We start from the raw sequence: 15,001 nt of genomic DNA on the forward strand, positions 1-15,001 counted from the left end.
CCTCCGATTGAAACCAAGCAACGCCGGCTCAAGAAGCCAGCGCAGCAACGACTCGATCGGGAGCGAAATGTCCAAAACCCTAGCGTGACCTTTAAGCAACGCATTGTGGCGAAAATGCAACGCACTCGGTCACATTGTCAAGCCGGAGGAGCCCGTCGCTCAGGCTGTGCGTGAGCTCCTGTAGACCGAAACGCCAAGTTCCCGGATCTTCTTGCGCAGGGTGTTGCGGTTGAGACCGAGGAGATCGGCGGCCTTGATCTGATTGCCGCGCGTTGCCGTCAGGGCGGCGAGGATCAGCGGATATTCCATTTCCGTCAGCACTCGGTCGTACAGGCCGGGGGGCGGCAGATTTTCGCCGAAGCTTGAGAAATAGCTGCGCATATTCTCTTCGACGGCTTGCGCGATCGTCATCGAGCCGTTGCGGATCGGCCCCTTGTCGATCGGGCTGTCGGGCACGTCGGAGCGCAGCTCGGCATCGATGATCTCGCGGGTGATGACGTCTTGCGGATAGAGCGCCATCAGACGGCGGATGAGGTTTTCCAGCTCGCGGACGTTGCCCGGCCAGGCATAGGCCTTCATCAGTTCCAGGGCTTCCTGATCGAAGCGCTTGGAACCGAGGCCTTCCTTTTCGGCCTGCTGGATGAAATGGCGCACAAGATCGGGAATATCCTCGGCGCGATCGCGCAGCGGCGGCAGGCGCAGTGGCACGACGTTGAGGCGGTAATAGAGATCCTCGCGGAAGAGGCCCTGATTGATCGCCTGCTTCAGATCCTTGTTGGTGGCGGCAACGATGCGCACGTCCGTGCGGATCGGTGTGCGGCCGCCGACGGTGGTGTATTCGCCCTGCTGCAGGACGCGCAGAAGCCGGGTCTGGGCATCCATCGGCATGTCGCCGATCTCGTCGAGGAACAGCGTGCCGCCTTCGGCCTGTTCGAAGCGGCCGGTCGAGCGGGTCTGCGCGCCGGTGAAGGCGCCTTTCTCGTGGCCGAAGAGCTCAGATTCGATGAGGTCGCGCGGGATCGCGGCCATGTTGATCGCGACGAACGGGCCGTTGCGGCGCTTGCCGTAATCATGCAGGGCGCGGGCGACGAGTTCCTTGCCGGTGCCGGATTCGCCGGTGATCATCAGCGTCAGGTCCGTCTGCATCAGCCGGGCGAGCACACGGTAGATTTCCTGCATGGCCGCCGAGCGACCGACGAGCGGCATGCCGTCCTGCATATCCTCTTCGAGCTTGGCCGGCTTGCGCTTCGGCTCGGCGAGCGCACGGCCGATGATGCCGATCAGCTCGGTGAGGTCGAAGGGTTTCGGCAGATAGTCGTAGGCGCCCTTCTCCGACGCCTTGATGGCGGTCATGAAGGTGTTCTGCGCGCTCATGACGAGAACCGGCAGGTCGGGGCGCGCCTTCTTTATGCGCGGCAGCAGATCGAAGGCGTTCTCATCCGGCATCACCACATCGGTGACAACAAGATCGCCCTCGCCCGCCGAAATCCAGCGCCAGAGGGTTGCGGCGTTGGAGGTGATGCGAACGTCATAGCCGGCGCGGCTCAAAGCCTGGTTGAGCACGGTCCGAATGGCCGCATCATCATCTGCAACGAGGATCGTAGCTGTCATCGAGAAGGTCCTGTCGAGCTTACGGTAGAGGCGTCTTCCAGCGAGGCATCCTTCGATGCCGGCATGAGAACGCGGAATGTCGTGCGGCTGTTCTGGCTGTCGCATTCGATGATGCCGCCGTGATCGCCGATAATCTTGGCGACCAGCGCCAAGCCGAGGCCGCTGCCGTTCGTCTTGGTGGTGATGAAGGGATCGAAGAGGTGCGGCAGCAGATCGGTGGGAACGCCCGGGCCGTTGTCGTGAACGCAGAATTCCAGCGGCAGCGAAATCTTTTCGCGCGTGCCGGCGACCGAAAGGCGAATGCCGGGCCGATAGGCCGTCGTCAGCACGATCTCGCCGTCCGGCCGGTCGCCGACCGCTTCGGCGGCGTTCTTCACCAGATTGAGGAAGACCTGAACGAGCTGATCGCGATTGGCATAGACGGCCGGCAGCGACGGGTCGTAACTCTCGGTGATGCGAATGTTGCGGGCAAAACCCGCCTTGGCGACGGCCTTCACGTGATCGAGCACGGAATGGATATTGACCGGCATGCGATCGACAGGGCGTTCGTCGGAAAAGACTTCCATGCGATCGACCAGCGAGACGATGCGGTCGGTCTCGTCGCAGATCAGCCGCGTCAGCGCCCGATCATCGTCGATCACGGATTGCTCGAGCAGCTGGGCAGCACCACGGATGCCGGAGAGCGGGTTCTTGATCTCATGGGCCAGCATGGAAGCGAGACCGGTCACCGAGCGAGCGGCGGCGCGATGCGTCAGCTGCCGGTCGATCTTGTCGGCCATCGAGCGTTCCTGAAAGACGATGACGACGGCGCCGGGCTCGCTGAGCACCGGGGCGACGTAGAGATCGACGAGCTTGTCCTGGCCGAGACGAGGCGAGCTCAGGTCGACGCGATATTCGTTGACGGGTGCCTTGCGCTCACGCACCTGATCGATCAGGGCGAGCAGCGGGCTGCCGAAGGGAATGAAGGTCGAGATCCGGTAACGCGCCAGGTGCGAGGCGCTTGCGCCGAAAAAGGCTTCCGCCTCCCAATTGGCGAAGGCGACAAAGCCGGATTCGTCGACCATGACGACAGGGTTCTGGATGGCGTTCAGCACGGCCATGGCGACGGTTCCGCCGGCGTGATCGGGCGGAGATGTCATATCCTTCGTCATGCCGCCTCCCGGCCATCGAGAGCATTTTCCGCCAGCGCATCGTAGAGACGGGCGGCCACCTCGCGCGGATCACGCGAGGTCATGATCGCTGCTTTTTCACTGCCTGCAAGCGCCGGGGCGAAACGCTCCAGATACCAGCCGAGATGTTTGCGGGCATGGCGGATCGCCACCGCCTCGCCGTAGAACTCCAGCATCATCCCGTAATGTTCGACGGCGATGTCGGCTATCTCGTACGGCGGCGGCTCGGCGCCGCCCGCAATGACGCCGGCATGCCACGGCCTGCCCTGGCAGCCCCTGCCGATCATGACGGCATCGGCGCCGGAGCGGCGCAATATTTCCTGTGCATCGTCTGCGCTCTCGACATCGCCGTTGGCGATCAGCGGAATGGAGATCACGTCACGAACGGCGCGGATCGCATGCCAATCGGCGCGACCTTCGTAGAATTGCATACGGGTACGCCCATGGATGGTCACGAGCTGGATGCCGGCCGCTTCGGCGCGGCGCGCGATATCAGGCGCATTGATGGTATTTTCGTCCCAGCCGAGACGCATCTTCAGCGTCACGGGGATATCGACGGCCTTGACCGTCGCCTCGATGAGGCCGAGTGCGTGATCGGGATCGCGCATCAGCGCCGAGCCGGAATAACCGCCGATTACCTTCTTTGCAGGGCAACCCATGTTGATGTCGATGATATCGGCGCCGTGATCGGCAGCGATCTTCGCTGCTTCGGCCATCCAACGCGCCTCGCGCCCTGCAAGTTGCACCATATGCGGCCGAAAGCCCGCAGCCCGCAGCCGCGACCAGGATTCGGCTGTGTCGTTGACCAGTTCGCGGCTCGCCACCATTTCGGTGACGACGAGGCCCGCGCCGAAGCGCCATGCAAGCTCGCGGAAGGGCATGTCCGTGACGCCGGACATCGGCGCCAGCACTACGCGGTTCCGCACGGACACGGGTCCGATTCGGAAAGGCGCTGCGAGGTCCTTGGAAATCAATTGATTATCTTTCAGGCACACCATGGAACTGCATTATTTTTAGCCATTGTTCTGTAGCTTGCCAAGGGGGCTAGGATCGAAATCGATATTTTTCGGGCAGATGCTGGAAAACGCCAAAGCAAGACGTTAGAGCACTCGGGTCAATTTCGGATATTTTTAGGGATTTATGCTGCAAATGCCTTCCAAGCAACCGATATCGGCCGGAATTGTTATCGTCGCCGCCGGCCGCGGCGAGCGCGCAGGGTCCTCCAAGGAAGGCCCCAAGCAATATCGCATGATCGGCGGCAAGCCGGTTATCGTCCATACGCTTGAAAACTTCATGACATGGGAACTGGCGACGCAGATCGTCGTCGTCATCCACCCCGATGACGAGGCGCTGTTTGCTAGGGCGCTGCGCCATATCATCTCGGCAACGCCGATCGAAACGGTGCATGGCGGCGCCACCAGGCAGCAATCCGTGCTTGCCGGCCTCAAATATCTCCAGGACAAGCACGTCAGCCATGTGCTGATACACGATGCCGTGCGACCCTTTTTCGATCATGTGCTTCTCGACCGCATCGCCGAGAGCCTCGGCGCCGGCGCGCCGGCCGTTCTCCCGGCCATGCCAGTGACCGATACACTGAAACGCACCGACAGCGCCGGCACGGTGCTGGCGACAGTCTCGCGCGAAAGCCTCTACGCGGCACAGACGCCGCAATCCTTCGCCTTCGAAACGATCCTCGACGCGCATGAGAAGGCAGCTGCCAGCGGACGAAGCGATTTCACCGACGACGCTTCGATCGCCGAATGGCTCGGCATCCCGGTAACGATCGTCGAGGGCACGCCCGATAACGTCAAGCTGACGGTCAGGAGCGATATCGCCAAGGCCGACGACAAGCTGTCGGCATCGCTGCTTCCCGACGTGCGTACCGGCAACGGCTACGACGTGCACCAGCTCGTGGCGGGCGACGGCGTCACCCTCTGTGGCGTGTTCATTCCACACGACCAGAAGCTCAAGGGGCACTCGGATGCCGATGTCGCGCTGCATGCGCTGACGGACGCGCTGCTCGCCACCTGCGGCGCCGGCGATATCGGCGATCACTTCCCGCCCTCCGACCCGCAATGGAAGGGAGCGGCCTCGAAGATCTTCATCGAACACGCGGCCCGGATCGTGCGCGAGCGGGGCGGCACGATCATGAATGCCGATGTCTCGCTGATCGCCGAGGCGCCGAAGATCGGTCCGCATCGCGACGCCATGCGGGCGAAATTGGCGGATTATCTCGGAATCGATATCGAGCGCTGCTCGGTCAAGGCGACGACCAACGAGACGATCGGCTTCGTCGGCCGGCGCGAGGGTATCGCGGCGATTGCGACTGCGACCGTCGTTTATCGCGGGAGGAAATGATGAGCCTTTTTCCGCAGGATATCATTTCGGCTGCAGAGGCGATCATCCGCGACTTCACCGCTGCCGGGCTGATGCTCTCCACAGCCGAATCCTGCACCGGCGGACTGATCGCCGGCGCGCTGACTGAGATATCGGGTTCGTCAGCCGTCGTCGACCGCGGCTTCGTCACCTATACGAATACGGCGAAGATGGAGATGCTCGGCGTGCAGGAGGCAACGCTTTCGCGTTTCGGAGCGGTCTCCGAGGAAACCGCGCGGCAGATGGTGCACGGCGCCCTCTTCCGCTCGCGCGCCGACATCGCCGTCGCCGTCACCGGCATTGCCGGCCCCGGTGGCGGATCGGCTGAAAAACCCGTCGGTCTCGTCCATCTCGCCGCCAAATCGCGCACCGGCGCACTCGTTCTCCGGAAAATGCTCTACGGCGATATTGGCCGCAGCGAAATTCGGCTGGCAACAGTCAGGACGGCGCTGGAGATGATAGTTTCGCTTCGCTGACGGCGCTCCGTCAGGCCGCCGCATAAATTTTGCCTGCGCGCGTCTCGAAGGCCTCGGTGAACATGCGGAAGGCGCGATCGAACATCGTGCCCATCAATGCGCCCAGGATACGGCTCTTGAACTCGTAGTCGATGAAGAAATCGACGGTGCAGCCGCCGCCCGGCGCCTCGGCGAAGTGCCAGCGATTGTCGAGATATTTGAACGGACCATCGATATATTTGACCTCGATGACACGCTCGGCCCGGTTCAGCAGCACCTGTGTCGTGAAGGTCTCGCGGATCGCCTTGTAGCCGACCGTCATGTCGGCGATGAGCAGGATCTTGCCGTCGCGCTCCCTACGGCTCTTGATGGCCAGCGCTTCACAGAGCGGCAGAAATTCCGGATAGCGCTCGACATCGGCAACGAGGTCGAACATCTGGTCGGGCGTGTGCGGGACAGGACGGTGTGTTTCGAATTGCGGCATAGGCGGCAATTAAGCGGGCCGGCCGAGAAGATCAAGAAGCTCACGCATCTGGCGGCGGGATTTTAGCTGGAGGACGGGCACATCAGGGCCATGCTCGGCGATGCCGGCAACGATGCGCGGCGCGAATTTCTTTTCGAAGGTCCAAATGAAGCGGAGGAATTCCCAATCGACCTTCTCGATGCAGCCCGGCGCCATTTCCGGCCGGGTGCGGCCGAGGAATTTCATCCATCGGCTGATCGCGCCCCAGACGCAGAGAAGCCGCGGCATGCGTACCCAGACGACGACCTCGGTACGCGGCAGCCGAATGTCGAAAGTCGAGGGATTGGTGCCGTCCATGATCCAACGATCTTCGAGGATTCGGCTGGCGATAATAGCTCTCTGCTCGACCCTGTCGCGCTGCATCCAGCCGGGAAGCCAGCGAACATCGCGATCGAGCGAAAAATAGGAAAGCCCGAAGCGCGCGGCGATCTTCAGCGACAGAGTGGATTTGCCGCCGCCCGAGCAGCCCACGACGAGAATGCGGCGAGCTCTGCGGATATGCTCCGCAGCCCGTTCCAGATCGGTGATCTGCTGACGCAGCGGCAGCTCTGCTCTCAAGTCCATCGTGCAACTCCCTCGCGCCCGTGCGCGCACTTTCCGTGCATGCTCCTAAGCGCCAAAAGCGGCGAGTTGGCTAGCTGCTTCGCGTGACCTGATGATGACGGTAGCGAACGCTCTTGAGATTGCTCCCCCGAGTCAGACGAAGCTGGCCGCGCAACATGCCGTATCAGATATCCCAAGGTTGTTGCCCCCGCGTCATGGCGACAATGGAAATAAAGTGAGCGCCCAGACGATACTCTTTACACGCTATCGAAAATCAATATTTCTGACATATTATAATTATATATATCCCGCACTTATCTAATAATATTTCTTGTTGCATCACAAATAACAACCTATACATTGCCGGAAAATAACGAGTATTGGCGCAAATGAGCTTCCTCACAGAGCATTTTATCAGAAATGCACAAGATATACTTTCAGCCGGGAGCATACAGCTAGACTGGAAATTTCTACGGGCTGAATTTTTCTCTGACCACCGCCTGAAGAGCAGACAGTTCCTGTGTGATTTGTTCCCTAAAGGTGGTGTCGGCGCCGAGTTCGGTGTGTTCACCGGACTATTCTCGACCATTCTGCTGAACCAGGCTAAACCGAAATCCGCCTATTTCGTCGATCCTTGGTGGTTGATTTTCGGAAATCGCTACCCTGACTGGGGCATCTATACCGCCAATGGCCGGCTATCGACGAGCCGCGCCCACAATGTAGCCTCGCAGCGTATTAAAAGGTCTGCGCAAGGCGCAAGCGTGTCGGTCCATGTCGACTATTCAGTGTCTTTCCTTGAGCAGCTTCCCGACGACCATCTCGACTGGGTCTATCTGGATTCTTCGCACTCCTATGAAGGCACGGCCGAGGAACTCAAAGTGTTGAGGCGTAAGGTAAAATCGGGCGGCATCGTCGCCGGTGACGATTGGCATGACGCCGTCGATCATCCCCATAGCGGCGTAGCGATCGCCGTTCGCGAAGCAGTCGGCGCTGGCGCGTTCGAGATGATCGGCAGCTATCCCGCGCTGCAATGGGCGATACGCCGGCCCTGAGCGAACAAATCGCCTCGGTTCCTTGAAAAATTGAGTGTGGCTATTCGGCGGCGATCAGCAGCTTCTTTTCGCGTGCGGCCTTAAGCCGGGCGAAGTCATCGCCGGCATGGTGGGAGGAGCGGGTCAGCGGGCTGGAGGCCACCATCAGGAAGCCCTTGCTGTAGGCGACCGTCTCGTAAGACTTGAATTCGTCGGGCGTGACGAAGCTTTCGACCTTATGGTGCTTGCGGGTCGGCTGCAGATACTGGCCGATCGTCAGGAAGTCGACGTCGGCGGTCCGTAGGTCGTCCATCAGTTGGAGAACCTCATTCCGCTCTTCGCCGAGGCCGACCATGATGCCCGATTTGGTGAACATGGTCGGGTCGAGTTCCTTCACCCGCTGCAGCAGACGGATGGAATGGAAATAACGGGCGCCAGGGCGAACCGTCAGATAGTTGCCAGCAACCGTTTCCATGTTGTGGTTGAAGACGTCGGGCTTGGCGGCGACGACGCGCTCCAGCGCACCGGGCTTCTTCAGGAAGTCGGGCGTCAGGATTTCGATGGTCGTCAGCGGTGAAGCGGCGCGGATCGCCCAGATCACCTTTTCGAAGTGTTCGGCGCCGCCGTCTTCCAGATCGTCGCGGTCGACCGAGGTGATGACGACGTGGCTGAGACCCATTTCCCTGACGGCCTTGGCGACATTCTCGGGCTCCGCCATATCGAGCGCATTCGGCTTGCCGGTTGAGACGTTGCAGAAGGCGCAGGCGCGGGTGCAGATCTCGCCCATAATCATGAAGGTTGCGTGCTTCTTGTCCCAGCACTCGCCGATATTCGGGCAGCCGGCCTCCTCGCAGACGGTGACGAGCTTATGCTCCTTCACGATCGCGCGCGTCTCGGCATACCCCTTCGACGTCGGCGCCTTGACGCGGATCCAATCCGGCTTGCGCATGACTTCCGTGTCCGGGCGATGCGCCTTCTCGGGATGGCGCACACGCTTGGCGTCGGGATTGATCGTGTCGAGGATAGTCACCATTGCAGTATCAGCCTTCCGCCGCCCCTATGCGGCAAACCATCTAAAGCGCATCGCGTCAAACCGCATCCATGCGACACGCTTTAATTCTTTGATGCATGCAGTCGTTATCCCAAAACGCTGCGCACGTTCGGACGACATGCATTAGCGCCGCACCAGCCGCGCAAGGAATATCAACAAGCAGGCGCCGAGAAAACCCGTCACGAAATAACCGAGCCGTCCGCCGACCACCTCGACATGAAACTGCGCGAGGACGGCGCTGGCGACGACCGAACCGACGATGCCGAGCACGATGTTCAGGAAAATCCCGTATCGCGCTTCCATCAGTTTGCCGGCGAGCCAGCCCGCAAGTCCGCCGATGATGATTGCCGAAATCCAGCCGACGCGTTCCATTCCTGCTTTACCCCTCAGTTGCGCCTCAGGCGACCGCCCTTGCAATCAGCACCACAACGATGGCGCCGACGGTGGCGTGGATGATCTGCACGACCAACGCGTTTTCAATGCCCAGCGAGATGCCGAGCGCACTGAACAGATAGCCGCCGACGAAGGCGCCGATGATGCCGCTCAGCAGACACCTTATCAGCCCGCCGCCACCGACGACCAGACTTGCGAGGAAGCCCGCGACCAAACCAATCAGCAAAAATACCAGCAACGCCTGCGTCTCCATAGACATGATGATTTCCTTTCGTTTTTTCCACCCCCGCGAGATGACTTAGGTCATCCGGGGATGGCTCTGGCCACCCAGGGGATGGCTTTGCCACCCCGGGATAAAGGGCGGCCTTGGAAATTATCAAGCGTTCAGCACGCGGCCATAGGCATCGAGAACCGCTTCCTTCATCGTTTCGGATACGGTCGGATGCGGGAAAATCGTGTGCATCAGTTCTTCCTCGGTCGTCTCGAGATTCATCGCGACGACGAATCCCTGGATGAGCTCGGTGACTTCGGCGCCGACCATGTGGGCACCAAGCAACTCGCCGGTCTTCTTGTCGAAGATCACCTTGACCATACCCTGGTCTTCACCGAGCGCGATCGCCTTGCCGTTGGCCGCGAAGGAGAAGCGACCGACGCGGATGTCGCGGCCCTGCTCCTTGGCCTTGGCTTCCGTCAAGCCGACGGAGGCGACCTGCGGATTGCAGTAGGTGCAGCCCGGAACCTTGCCCTTATCGGTCGGATGGACATTCGGAAGGCCGGCGATCTTCTCGACGCAGACGACACCTTCATGCTCCGCCTTGTGCGCCAGCATCGGCGGGCCGGCGACATCGCCGATCGCGTAGATGCCCGCAACATTGGTCTTGCCGTAACCGTCGGCAACCACGCAGCCGCGATCGGTCTTGATGCCGAGCGCCTCAAGGCCGAGGTTCTCGATGTTGCCTTGAACGCCGACAGCCGAAATCAACCGGTCGGCGGTGATCTGCTGCACCTTGCCGTCTGAAGTCTCGACATGCGCGGTGATGCTATTAGCGCCCTTCTCGACCTTCGAGACCTTGGCGCTCGTGAAGATCTTGAGGCCGCGCTTTTCAAGCTGCTTGCGGGCGATGGCGGTGATTTCGGCATCCTCGACCGGCATGATGGTCGGCATGACTTCGACGACAGTGACGTCGACGCCCATCGAGCGATAGAAGCTTGCAAATTCGATGCCGATCGCGCCCGAGCCCATGACGATCAGAGACTTCGGCAATACATCCGGCTTCAGCGCCTCGAAATAGGTCCAGATCAGCTTGCCATCAGGCTCGATGCCCGGCAGCGCGCGCGGACGGGCGCCGGTCGCGATGATGATGTGCTTGGCGGTATAGGTGCCCTCGCTGCTCTTGACGTTCTTCGGCAGCGGATGCTGCGGCTCGACAACAGGCTTCGACGACTTGCCGACGACGATCTCGCCGGGCTTGGTGATCTTTGCCTCACCCCAGATGATGTCGATCTTGTTCTTCTTCATCAGGAAGCCGACGCCGGCGTTGAGACGGGCGGACACGCCGCGCGAGCGAGCGACGACGGCCTTGGCATCCGGCTTGACCGTGCCTTCGAGAACGAGGCCGTAATCCTTGAAGTGATTTGCATGGTCGAGGACTTCGGCCGAACGCAACAACGCCTTTGTGGGTATGCAGCCCCAGTTCAGGCAGATGCCGCCCATATGTTCGCGCTCGACGATCGCGGTCTTGAGGCCGAGCTGGCTGGCGCGAATGGCGGCGACATAGCCGCCGGGGCCGGAGCCGATGATGATGACGTCGTAGGATTCAGCCATGTGTTTCCTGCCTTTGTTACGCTGCGCTGCGGGTCATGAGCACCCACGCGTGTTTTTTGCTGTTTTCGAAGAGCGGCACGGCATCGGCGCGCGCAGCCTCCAAGAATCCGTTTCTTCCATAAAGCGACAAAGCCGCTTCGTTATCGCTTGCGGTGATCAGACTGACGGGCCGCCGATCCGCTCTTTCAATCTGATCGTCCAGCAGCCTGCGTCCGATGCCGATGCCGCGCAGGTGGCTGTAGACGCCGAGACTGCCGATGAACCAGCTTCCCACAACCGTCTTCTGCAAGGCCAGCATCGGCCCGGTCGCCGGGACTGTCGCCTCGATATCGCGTATGCCTTCATCCAACTCATGGCCGATCGCCACACCTGCGACCTCGCCATAGGCCTCGGCGACGACGGCATCCCTCCAGCCGCCGACAGCCTCCTCCTCGCTCATCTTCAGCCTGCCCCGCTCGAGCGGCGTGTCGCTCACGCCGTTCGCCATATCGGCGAACCAGAGCCAGGAGGCGAAGCCGTGCGATGCGATATCCGCCAAAATCGCCAGCTCCGAGGCATCCCGTCGTGAGGCCTGCCGGAGGGCGATGAAGGAGGTCATGCTTAAATCCCCAGCATCATCCGCACGATCGACTCCAGCCCCCGCCCGAGCGCACGCGTATTCTCGGCATCGAGGTGAATGCCATCGAGCGGCGTGGTCTTGGCGACGGAATTGCCGTCGAAGAAGCCACAACCGAGTTCGTCGGCAAGATCACGGTAAAGCGTTGCAAGCTTTGCCGATTCCTCTATGCCTCCCGGGAAAGAAGCCGCGAAGGGCACATTGGCCGTCGCGCAGATTGCCGGCGGCGCCACGATCAGGATATCCGGCCCATCGAATTCGAAGGGCCAGGCATGATTGCGGATCAGCCGCACGAGCCGGCCGATCCCCTGGCATGCGGCAAAGGCCGAACCGGCGACAACCGGCTTCATGTCGTTGGTGCCGAGAAGAAGAATGACGAGATCGAGCGGTGCGTGCGTCTGCAGGATCGTTGGCAGGACGCGCGCTCCGTTACGGTCGCAATCGGCGAGATGGTCATCGAAGGCGGTCGTTCGGCCATTCAGGCCTTCGGCAATGACGCGCGCTTCACTGCCGAGCGCGGCCTGAAGCACGCTCGGCCAGCGGTTCTCATAGTCATGACGGCCGATCGTCTCGGCGTCATAACCCCAGGTCAGCGAGTCACCATAGCAAAGAACGGTCTTGGTCATTTCCGCCTCCGTTTCGCTATCAGACGAGCATGCCCATCGGGTTCTCGATGTAGCCCTTGAAAGCCTGGAGCAGCTCGGCGCCGAGCGCGCCGTCGACGCAGCGATGATCGGTCGAGAGCGTGACGGTCATGACGGTGGCGATTGCCATTTCGCCCTTCTTGACGACGACCCGCTGTTCGCCGGCGCCGACCGCGAGGATCGTCGCATGCGGCGGGTTGACGACAGCTGCGAAGTTCTTCACGCCCATCATGCCCATGTTCGAGACCGAACTCGTGCCACCCTGATATTCCTCGGGCTTCAGCTTGCGGTCCTTGGCCCGCTTGCCGAGATCGCGCATCTCGTTGGAGATCGCCGACAGCGTCTTTTGCTCGGCCTTACGGATGATCGGCGTGATCAGGCCGCCCGGGATCGAGACCGCGACGCCGACATCGGCGTACTTGTGCTTGACCATGTTGTTGTCGGTCCAGGACACGTTGGCATCCGGAACATCGCGCAGCGCCAGCGCCATGGCCTTGATGACCATGTCATTGACCGAGAGCTTGTAGGCCGGGGCATTGTCCTTGCGCGGCGCCGCATCGTTCAGCTGGGCACGGAGCGCCATAAGCGCATCGAGTTCGCAATCGACGCTGACGTAGAAATGCGGGATCGTCTGTTTGGATTCGACCAGGCGCCTGGCAATCGTCTTGCGCATGCCGTCATGCGGCACGAGTTCGTAGGAACCCGGCTCGAAAAGCTTGAGCACGGCCTCTTCGGAGGCGCCCTTCGGTGCAGCAGCGGCCGGAGCTGCGGCGGCCTGCGGGGCTGCGGCGGGTGCGGGCGCAGCAGCAGCCTTGGCGCCGCCACCGGCGACGGCGGCTTCGATGTCGCTCTTGACGACGCGGCCGTGCGGACCGGAGCCGGCAACGGCCGACAGATCGATACCGGCTTCCTTGGCCAGACGACGCGCGAGCGGCGAGGAGAAGGAGCGGTTGCCGTCAACCGAAACCGCTGCGGTTGCCGGTGCAGCGGCCGGAGCCGGTGCGGACTGGGCTGGCGCGGCATCGGCCTTCGGAGCAGGTGCGGCTTCGGCCTTCGGAGCAGCCGAACCGGCGCCGCTTGCGGCGGCAGCGACATCCTCGCCGTCGGCAGCCAGAACCGCGATCAGCGCATTGACCTTGACGCCTTCGGTCCCGGCCGGCACGACGAGCTTGGCGACCGTGCCTTCATCGACGGCTTCGACTTCCATCGTCGCCTTGTCGGTCTCGATCTCGGCGATCACATCGCCTGACTTGACCGTGTCGCCTTCCTTGACCAGCCATTTGGAAAGATTGCCTTCTTCCATGGTCGGAGAGAGGGCGGGCATCGTGATATTGATCGGCATCGAAATACCCTCCCCTTATTTGTAGCAAACGGCCTTCACCGCATCGACGACTTCGCGGACGTTCGGAAGCGCCAGCTTTTCTAGGTTTGCAGCGTAAGGCATCGGCACGTCCTTGCCGGCGATCGTCAGGATCGGCGCATCGAGATAGTCGAAGGCCTGCTGCATGACGCGGGTGGCGATTTCGGTGCCGACCGACGACTGCGGATAACCTTCCTCAACGGTGACGAGACGGCCGGTCTTCTTCACCGATTCGATAACGGTCGGCAGATCCATCGGGCGGATGGTGCGAAGGTCGATCAGTTCGACGTCGATGCCGAGCTTTTCGAGTTCGGCGACCGCCTTCGTCGCATAAGTCATGCCGATGCCGAAGGAGACCACGGTAACGTCCTTGCCCGGACGATGGATGCGCGCCTTGCCGATCGGCAGGACGAAATTGTCGAGCTTCGGCACGTCGAAGTGCTGGCCGTAGAGAATTTCGTTTTCGAGGAAGATGACCGGGTTCGGATCCCGGATCGCGGCCTTCAGCAGGCCCTTGGCGTCGGAAGCCGTATAGGGCATGACGACCTTCAGGCCGGGGATCGCGCTGTACCAGGCAGCATAGTCCTGGCTGTGCTGGGCGCCGACGCGAGCCGCCGCACCGTTCGGGCCGCGGAAGACGATCGGAGCGCCCATCTGGCCGCCGGACATATAGAGCGTCTTGGCGGCCGAGTTGATGATGTGGTCGATCGCCTGCATGGCGAAGTTGAAAGTCATGAATTCGACGATCGGGCGAAGGCCGGCCATTGCGGCGCCTACGCCGACGCCGGCAAAGCCGTGTTCGGTAATTGGCGTGTCGATAACGCGGCGAGCGCCGAATTCCTGCAGAAGACCCTGGGTGACCTTGTAGGCGCCCTGATATTCGGCAACTTCCTCGCCCATGACGAAGACATTGTCATCGGCGCGCATTTCTTCGGCCATGGCATCGCGGAGCGCTTCGCGCACCGTCATTGACACCATTTCCGTACCGGCAGGAATTTCCGGATCGTTCGGCACAAATGCCTTCGGCTCGGCCGGGACCGGGGCGGAAGCCGACGCTGCCGTCGGCTTCTCTTCCTGGGCAATGGGTGCCGCGGCGGCCGGAGCCGGCTGCGAGGCAGCCGGAGCGGCGGAAATCGCATCGGCCGACTCGCCGTCCTGCAGCAGCACGGCGATCTTGGTGTTGACCTTGACGCCTTCGGTGCCGGCGTTGACCAGCAGCTTGCCGATGACGCCTTCGTCGACGGCTTCGACTTCCATCGTCGCCTTGTCGGTTTCGATTTCGGCGATCACGTCGCCGGAAACGACCTTGTCACCTTCCTGTTTCAGCCATTTGGACAGCGTGCCTTCTTCCATCGTCGGAGAGAGGGCGGGCATGAGGATATCGATAGGCATGGGTTCCCTCCC

General features: G+C 61.6%; 16 protein-coding genes. 3 read left to right on the forward strand and 13 right to left on the reverse strand.

Annotation, left to right across the window (positions count from 1 at the left end; translation table 11 throughout):
- Window positions 1-159 precede the first annotated feature (159 nt).
- From ntrC to dusB, 3 genes are read right to left on the reverse strand one after another with little or no spacing between them, the layout of a single operon-like run.
- Entirely contained in the window at window positions 160-1,611 is a 1,452-nt protein-coding gene (ntrC, locus tag EFB14_RS05200) for a nitrogen regulation protein NR(I) (protein WP_126823308.1), read from the reverse strand.
- The gene (locus EFB14_RS05205) at window positions 1,608-2,762 is read right to left on the reverse strand and encodes a two-component system sensor histidine kinase NtrB (RefSeq protein WP_126823310.1); all 1,155 of its coding nucleotides are present in this window, start codon (window positions 2,760-2,762) and stop codon (window positions 1,608-1,610) included. Before EFB14_RS05205 ends, ntrC begins: the two co-directional genes overlap by 4 nt.
- The gene (dusB, locus tag EFB14_RS05210) at window positions 2,759-3,778 is read right to left on the reverse strand and encodes a tRNA dihydrouridine synthase DusB (protein WP_126823312.1); all 1,020 of its coding nucleotides are present in this window, start codon (window positions 3,776-3,778) and stop codon (window positions 2,759-2,761) included. Before dusB ends, EFB14_RS05205 begins: the two co-directional genes overlap by 4 nt.
- A 142-nt stretch (window positions 3,779-3,920) precedes the next feature.
- Here dusB and EFB14_RS05215 point away from each other — a divergent pair, with 142 nt between their 5' ends.
- Window positions 3,921-5,138, forward strand: coding sequence for a bifunctional 2-C-methyl-D-erythritol 4-phosphate cytidylyltransferase/2-C-methyl-D-erythritol 2,4-cyclodiphosphate synthase (locus tag EFB14_RS05215; RefSeq protein WP_126823314.1), 1,218 nt, complete (start codon window positions 3,921-3,923; stop codon window positions 5,136-5,138).
- Window positions 5,135-5,632, forward strand: coding sequence for a CinA family protein (locus EFB14_RS05220; protein ID WP_183604822.1), 498 nt, complete (start codon window positions 5,135-5,137; stop codon window positions 5,630-5,632). The genes EFB14_RS05215 and EFB14_RS05220 overlap by 4 nt, the downstream gene beginning before the upstream one ends.
- A gap of 10 nt (window positions 5,633-5,642) precedes the next feature.
- Here EFB14_RS05220 and EFB14_RS05225 read toward each other — a convergent pair whose 3' ends face one another.
- Window positions 5,643-6,095: a type II toxin-antitoxin system RatA family toxin gene (locus tag EFB14_RS05225; RefSeq protein WP_126823316.1), complete on the reverse strand. Its 453-nt coding sequence runs from the start codon at window positions 6,093-6,095 to the stop codon at window positions 5,643-5,645.
- A gap of 9 nt (window positions 6,096-6,104) precedes the next feature.
- Window positions 6,105-6,698, reverse strand: a complete 594-nt coding sequence (locus EFB14_RS05230) for a P-loop NTPase family protein (protein ID WP_126823318.1) — start codon at window positions 6,696-6,698, stop codon at window positions 6,105-6,107.
- A 368-nt stretch (window positions 6,699-7,066) separates the two neighbouring features.
- Between EFB14_RS05230 and EFB14_RS05235 the strand changes: the two genes are divergently transcribed.
- Window positions 7,067-7,729: a class I SAM-dependent methyltransferase gene (locus EFB14_RS05235; RefSeq protein ID WP_245438204.1), complete on the forward strand. Its 663-nt coding sequence runs from the start codon at window positions 7,067-7,069 to the stop codon at window positions 7,727-7,729.
- 40 nt (window positions 7,730-7,769) lie between these two features.
- On the opposite strand, the gene lipA is transcribed toward EFB14_RS05235, so the two are convergent.
- From lipA to EFB14_RS05275, 8 genes are all read right to left on the reverse strand, one after another.
- A complete protein-coding gene (lipA, locus tag EFB14_RS05240) occupies window positions 7,770-8,741 on the reverse strand; it encodes a lipoyl synthase (protein ID WP_126823320.1) in 972 nt (323 codons plus the stop codon).
- 141 nt (window positions 8,742-8,882) lie between these two features.
- Entirely contained in the window at window positions 8,883-9,131 is a 249-nt protein-coding gene (locus tag EFB14_RS05245) for a GlsB/YeaQ/YmgE family stress response membrane protein (RefSeq protein WP_126823322.1), read from the reverse strand.
- 25 nt (window positions 9,132-9,156) lie between these two features.
- Window positions 9,157-9,411, reverse strand: a complete 255-nt coding sequence (locus EFB14_RS05250) for a GlsB/YeaQ/YmgE family stress response membrane protein (RefSeq protein WP_085737168.1) — start codon at window positions 9,409-9,411, stop codon at window positions 9,157-9,159.
- 117 nt (window positions 9,412-9,528) lie between these two features.
- A complete protein-coding gene (gene lpdA / locus EFB14_RS05255; RefSeq protein WP_125844769.1) occupies window positions 9,529-10,977 on the reverse strand; it encodes a dihydrolipoyl dehydrogenase in 1,449 nt (482 codons plus the stop codon).
- A 16-nt stretch (window positions 10,978-10,993) separates the two neighbouring features.
- Complete coding sequence (locus EFB14_RS05260) at window positions 10,994-11,575, reverse strand: GNAT family N-acetyltransferase (RefSeq protein WP_126823324.1); 582 nt, start codon at window positions 11,573-11,575, stop codon at window positions 10,994-10,996.
- 2 nt (window positions 11,576-11,577) lie between these two features.
- On the reverse strand, window positions 11,578-12,219 hold the full coding sequence (locus EFB14_RS05265) for an SGNH/GDSL hydrolase family protein (RefSeq protein WP_126823325.1): 642 nt from the start codon (window positions 12,217-12,219) through the stop codon (window positions 11,578-11,580).
- 19 nt (window positions 12,220-12,238) lie between these two features.
- Window positions 12,239-13,579 carry a pyruvate dehydrogenase complex dihydrolipoamide acetyltransferase gene (locus EFB14_RS05270; protein WP_126823327.1) on the reverse strand — a complete coding sequence of 447 codons (1,341 nt, stop codon included), beginning with the start codon at window positions 13,577-13,579 and terminating at the stop codon, window positions 12,239-12,241.
- A gap of 15 nt (window positions 13,580-13,594) precedes the next feature.
- Window positions 13,595-14,989 carry a pyruvate dehydrogenase complex E1 component subunit beta gene (locus EFB14_RS05275; protein ID WP_126823329.1) on the reverse strand — a complete coding sequence of 465 codons (1,395 nt, stop codon included), beginning with the start codon at window positions 14,987-14,989 and terminating at the stop codon, window positions 13,595-13,597.
- Between the last annotated feature and the right edge of the window lie 12 nt (window positions 14,990-15,001).

Source organism: Rhizobium fabae, from assembly GCF_003985135.1.
GTDB lineage: Bacteria > Pseudomonadota > Alphaproteobacteria > Rhizobiales > Rhizobiaceae > Rhizobium > Rhizobium pisi.

Bases quoted from the DNA above. Each gene is read 5' to 3' on its own strand.
- EFB14_RS05220 (WP_183604822.1), top strand. From the start codon at position 5,135: ATGATGAGCCTTTTTCCGCAGGATATCATTTCGGCTGCAGAGGCGATC.
- EFB14_RS05250 (WP_085737168.1), bottom strand. From the start codon at position 9,411: ATGTCTATGGAGACGCAGGCGTTGCTGGTATTTTTGCTGATTGGTTTG.
- lipA (WP_126823320.1), bottom strand. From the start codon at position 8,741: ATGGTGACTATCCTCGACACGATCAATCCCGACGCCAAGCGTGTGCGC.
- EFB14_RS05225 (WP_126823316.1), bottom strand. From the start codon at position 6,095: ATGCCGCAATTCGAAACACACCGTCCTGTCCCGCACACGCCCGACCAG.
- EFB14_RS05270 (WP_126823327.1), bottom strand. From the start codon at position 13,579: ATGCCGATCAATATCACGATGCCCGCCCTCTCTCCGACCATGGAAGAA.
- EFB14_RS05265 (WP_126823325.1), bottom strand. From the start codon at position 12,219: ATGACCAAGACCGTTCTTTGCTATGGTGACTCGCTGACCTGGGGTTAT.
- EFB14_RS05205 (WP_126823310.1), bottom strand. From the start codon at position 2,762: ATGACGAAGGATATGACATCTCCGCCCGATCACGCCGGCGGAACCGTC.
- lpdA (WP_125844769.1), bottom strand. From the start codon at position 10,977: ATGGCTGAATCCTACGACGTCATCATCATCGGCTCCGGCCCCGGCGGC.
- EFB14_RS05275 (WP_126823329.1), bottom strand. From the start codon at position 14,989: ATGCCTATCGATATCCTCATGCCCGCCCTCTCTCCGACGATGGAAGAA.
- EFB14_RS05235 (WP_245438204.1), top strand. From the start codon at position 7,067: ATGAGCTTCCTCACAGAGCATTTTATCAGAAATGCACAAGATATACTT.
- EFB14_RS05215 (WP_126823314.1), top strand. From the start codon at position 3,921: ATGCTGCAAATGCCTTCCAAGCAACCGATATCGGCCGGAATTGTTATC.
- EFB14_RS05245 (WP_126823322.1), bottom strand. From the start codon at position 9,131: ATGGAACGCGTCGGCTGGATTTCGGCAATCATCATCGGCGGACTTGCG.
- ntrC (WP_126823308.1), bottom strand. From the start codon at position 1,611: ATGACAGCTACGATCCTCGTTGCAGATGATGATGCGGCCATTCGGACC.
- EFB14_RS05230 (WP_126823318.1), bottom strand. From the start codon at position 6,698: ATGGACTTGAGAGCAGAGCTGCCGCTGCGTCAGCAGATCACCGATCTG.
- EFB14_RS05260 (WP_126823324.1), bottom strand. From the start codon at position 11,575: ATGACCTCCTTCATCGCCCTCCGGCAGGCCTCACGACGGGATGCCTCG.
- dusB (WP_126823312.1), bottom strand. From the start codon at position 3,778: ATGGTGTGCCTGAAAGATAATCAATTGATTTCCAAGGACCTCGCAGCG.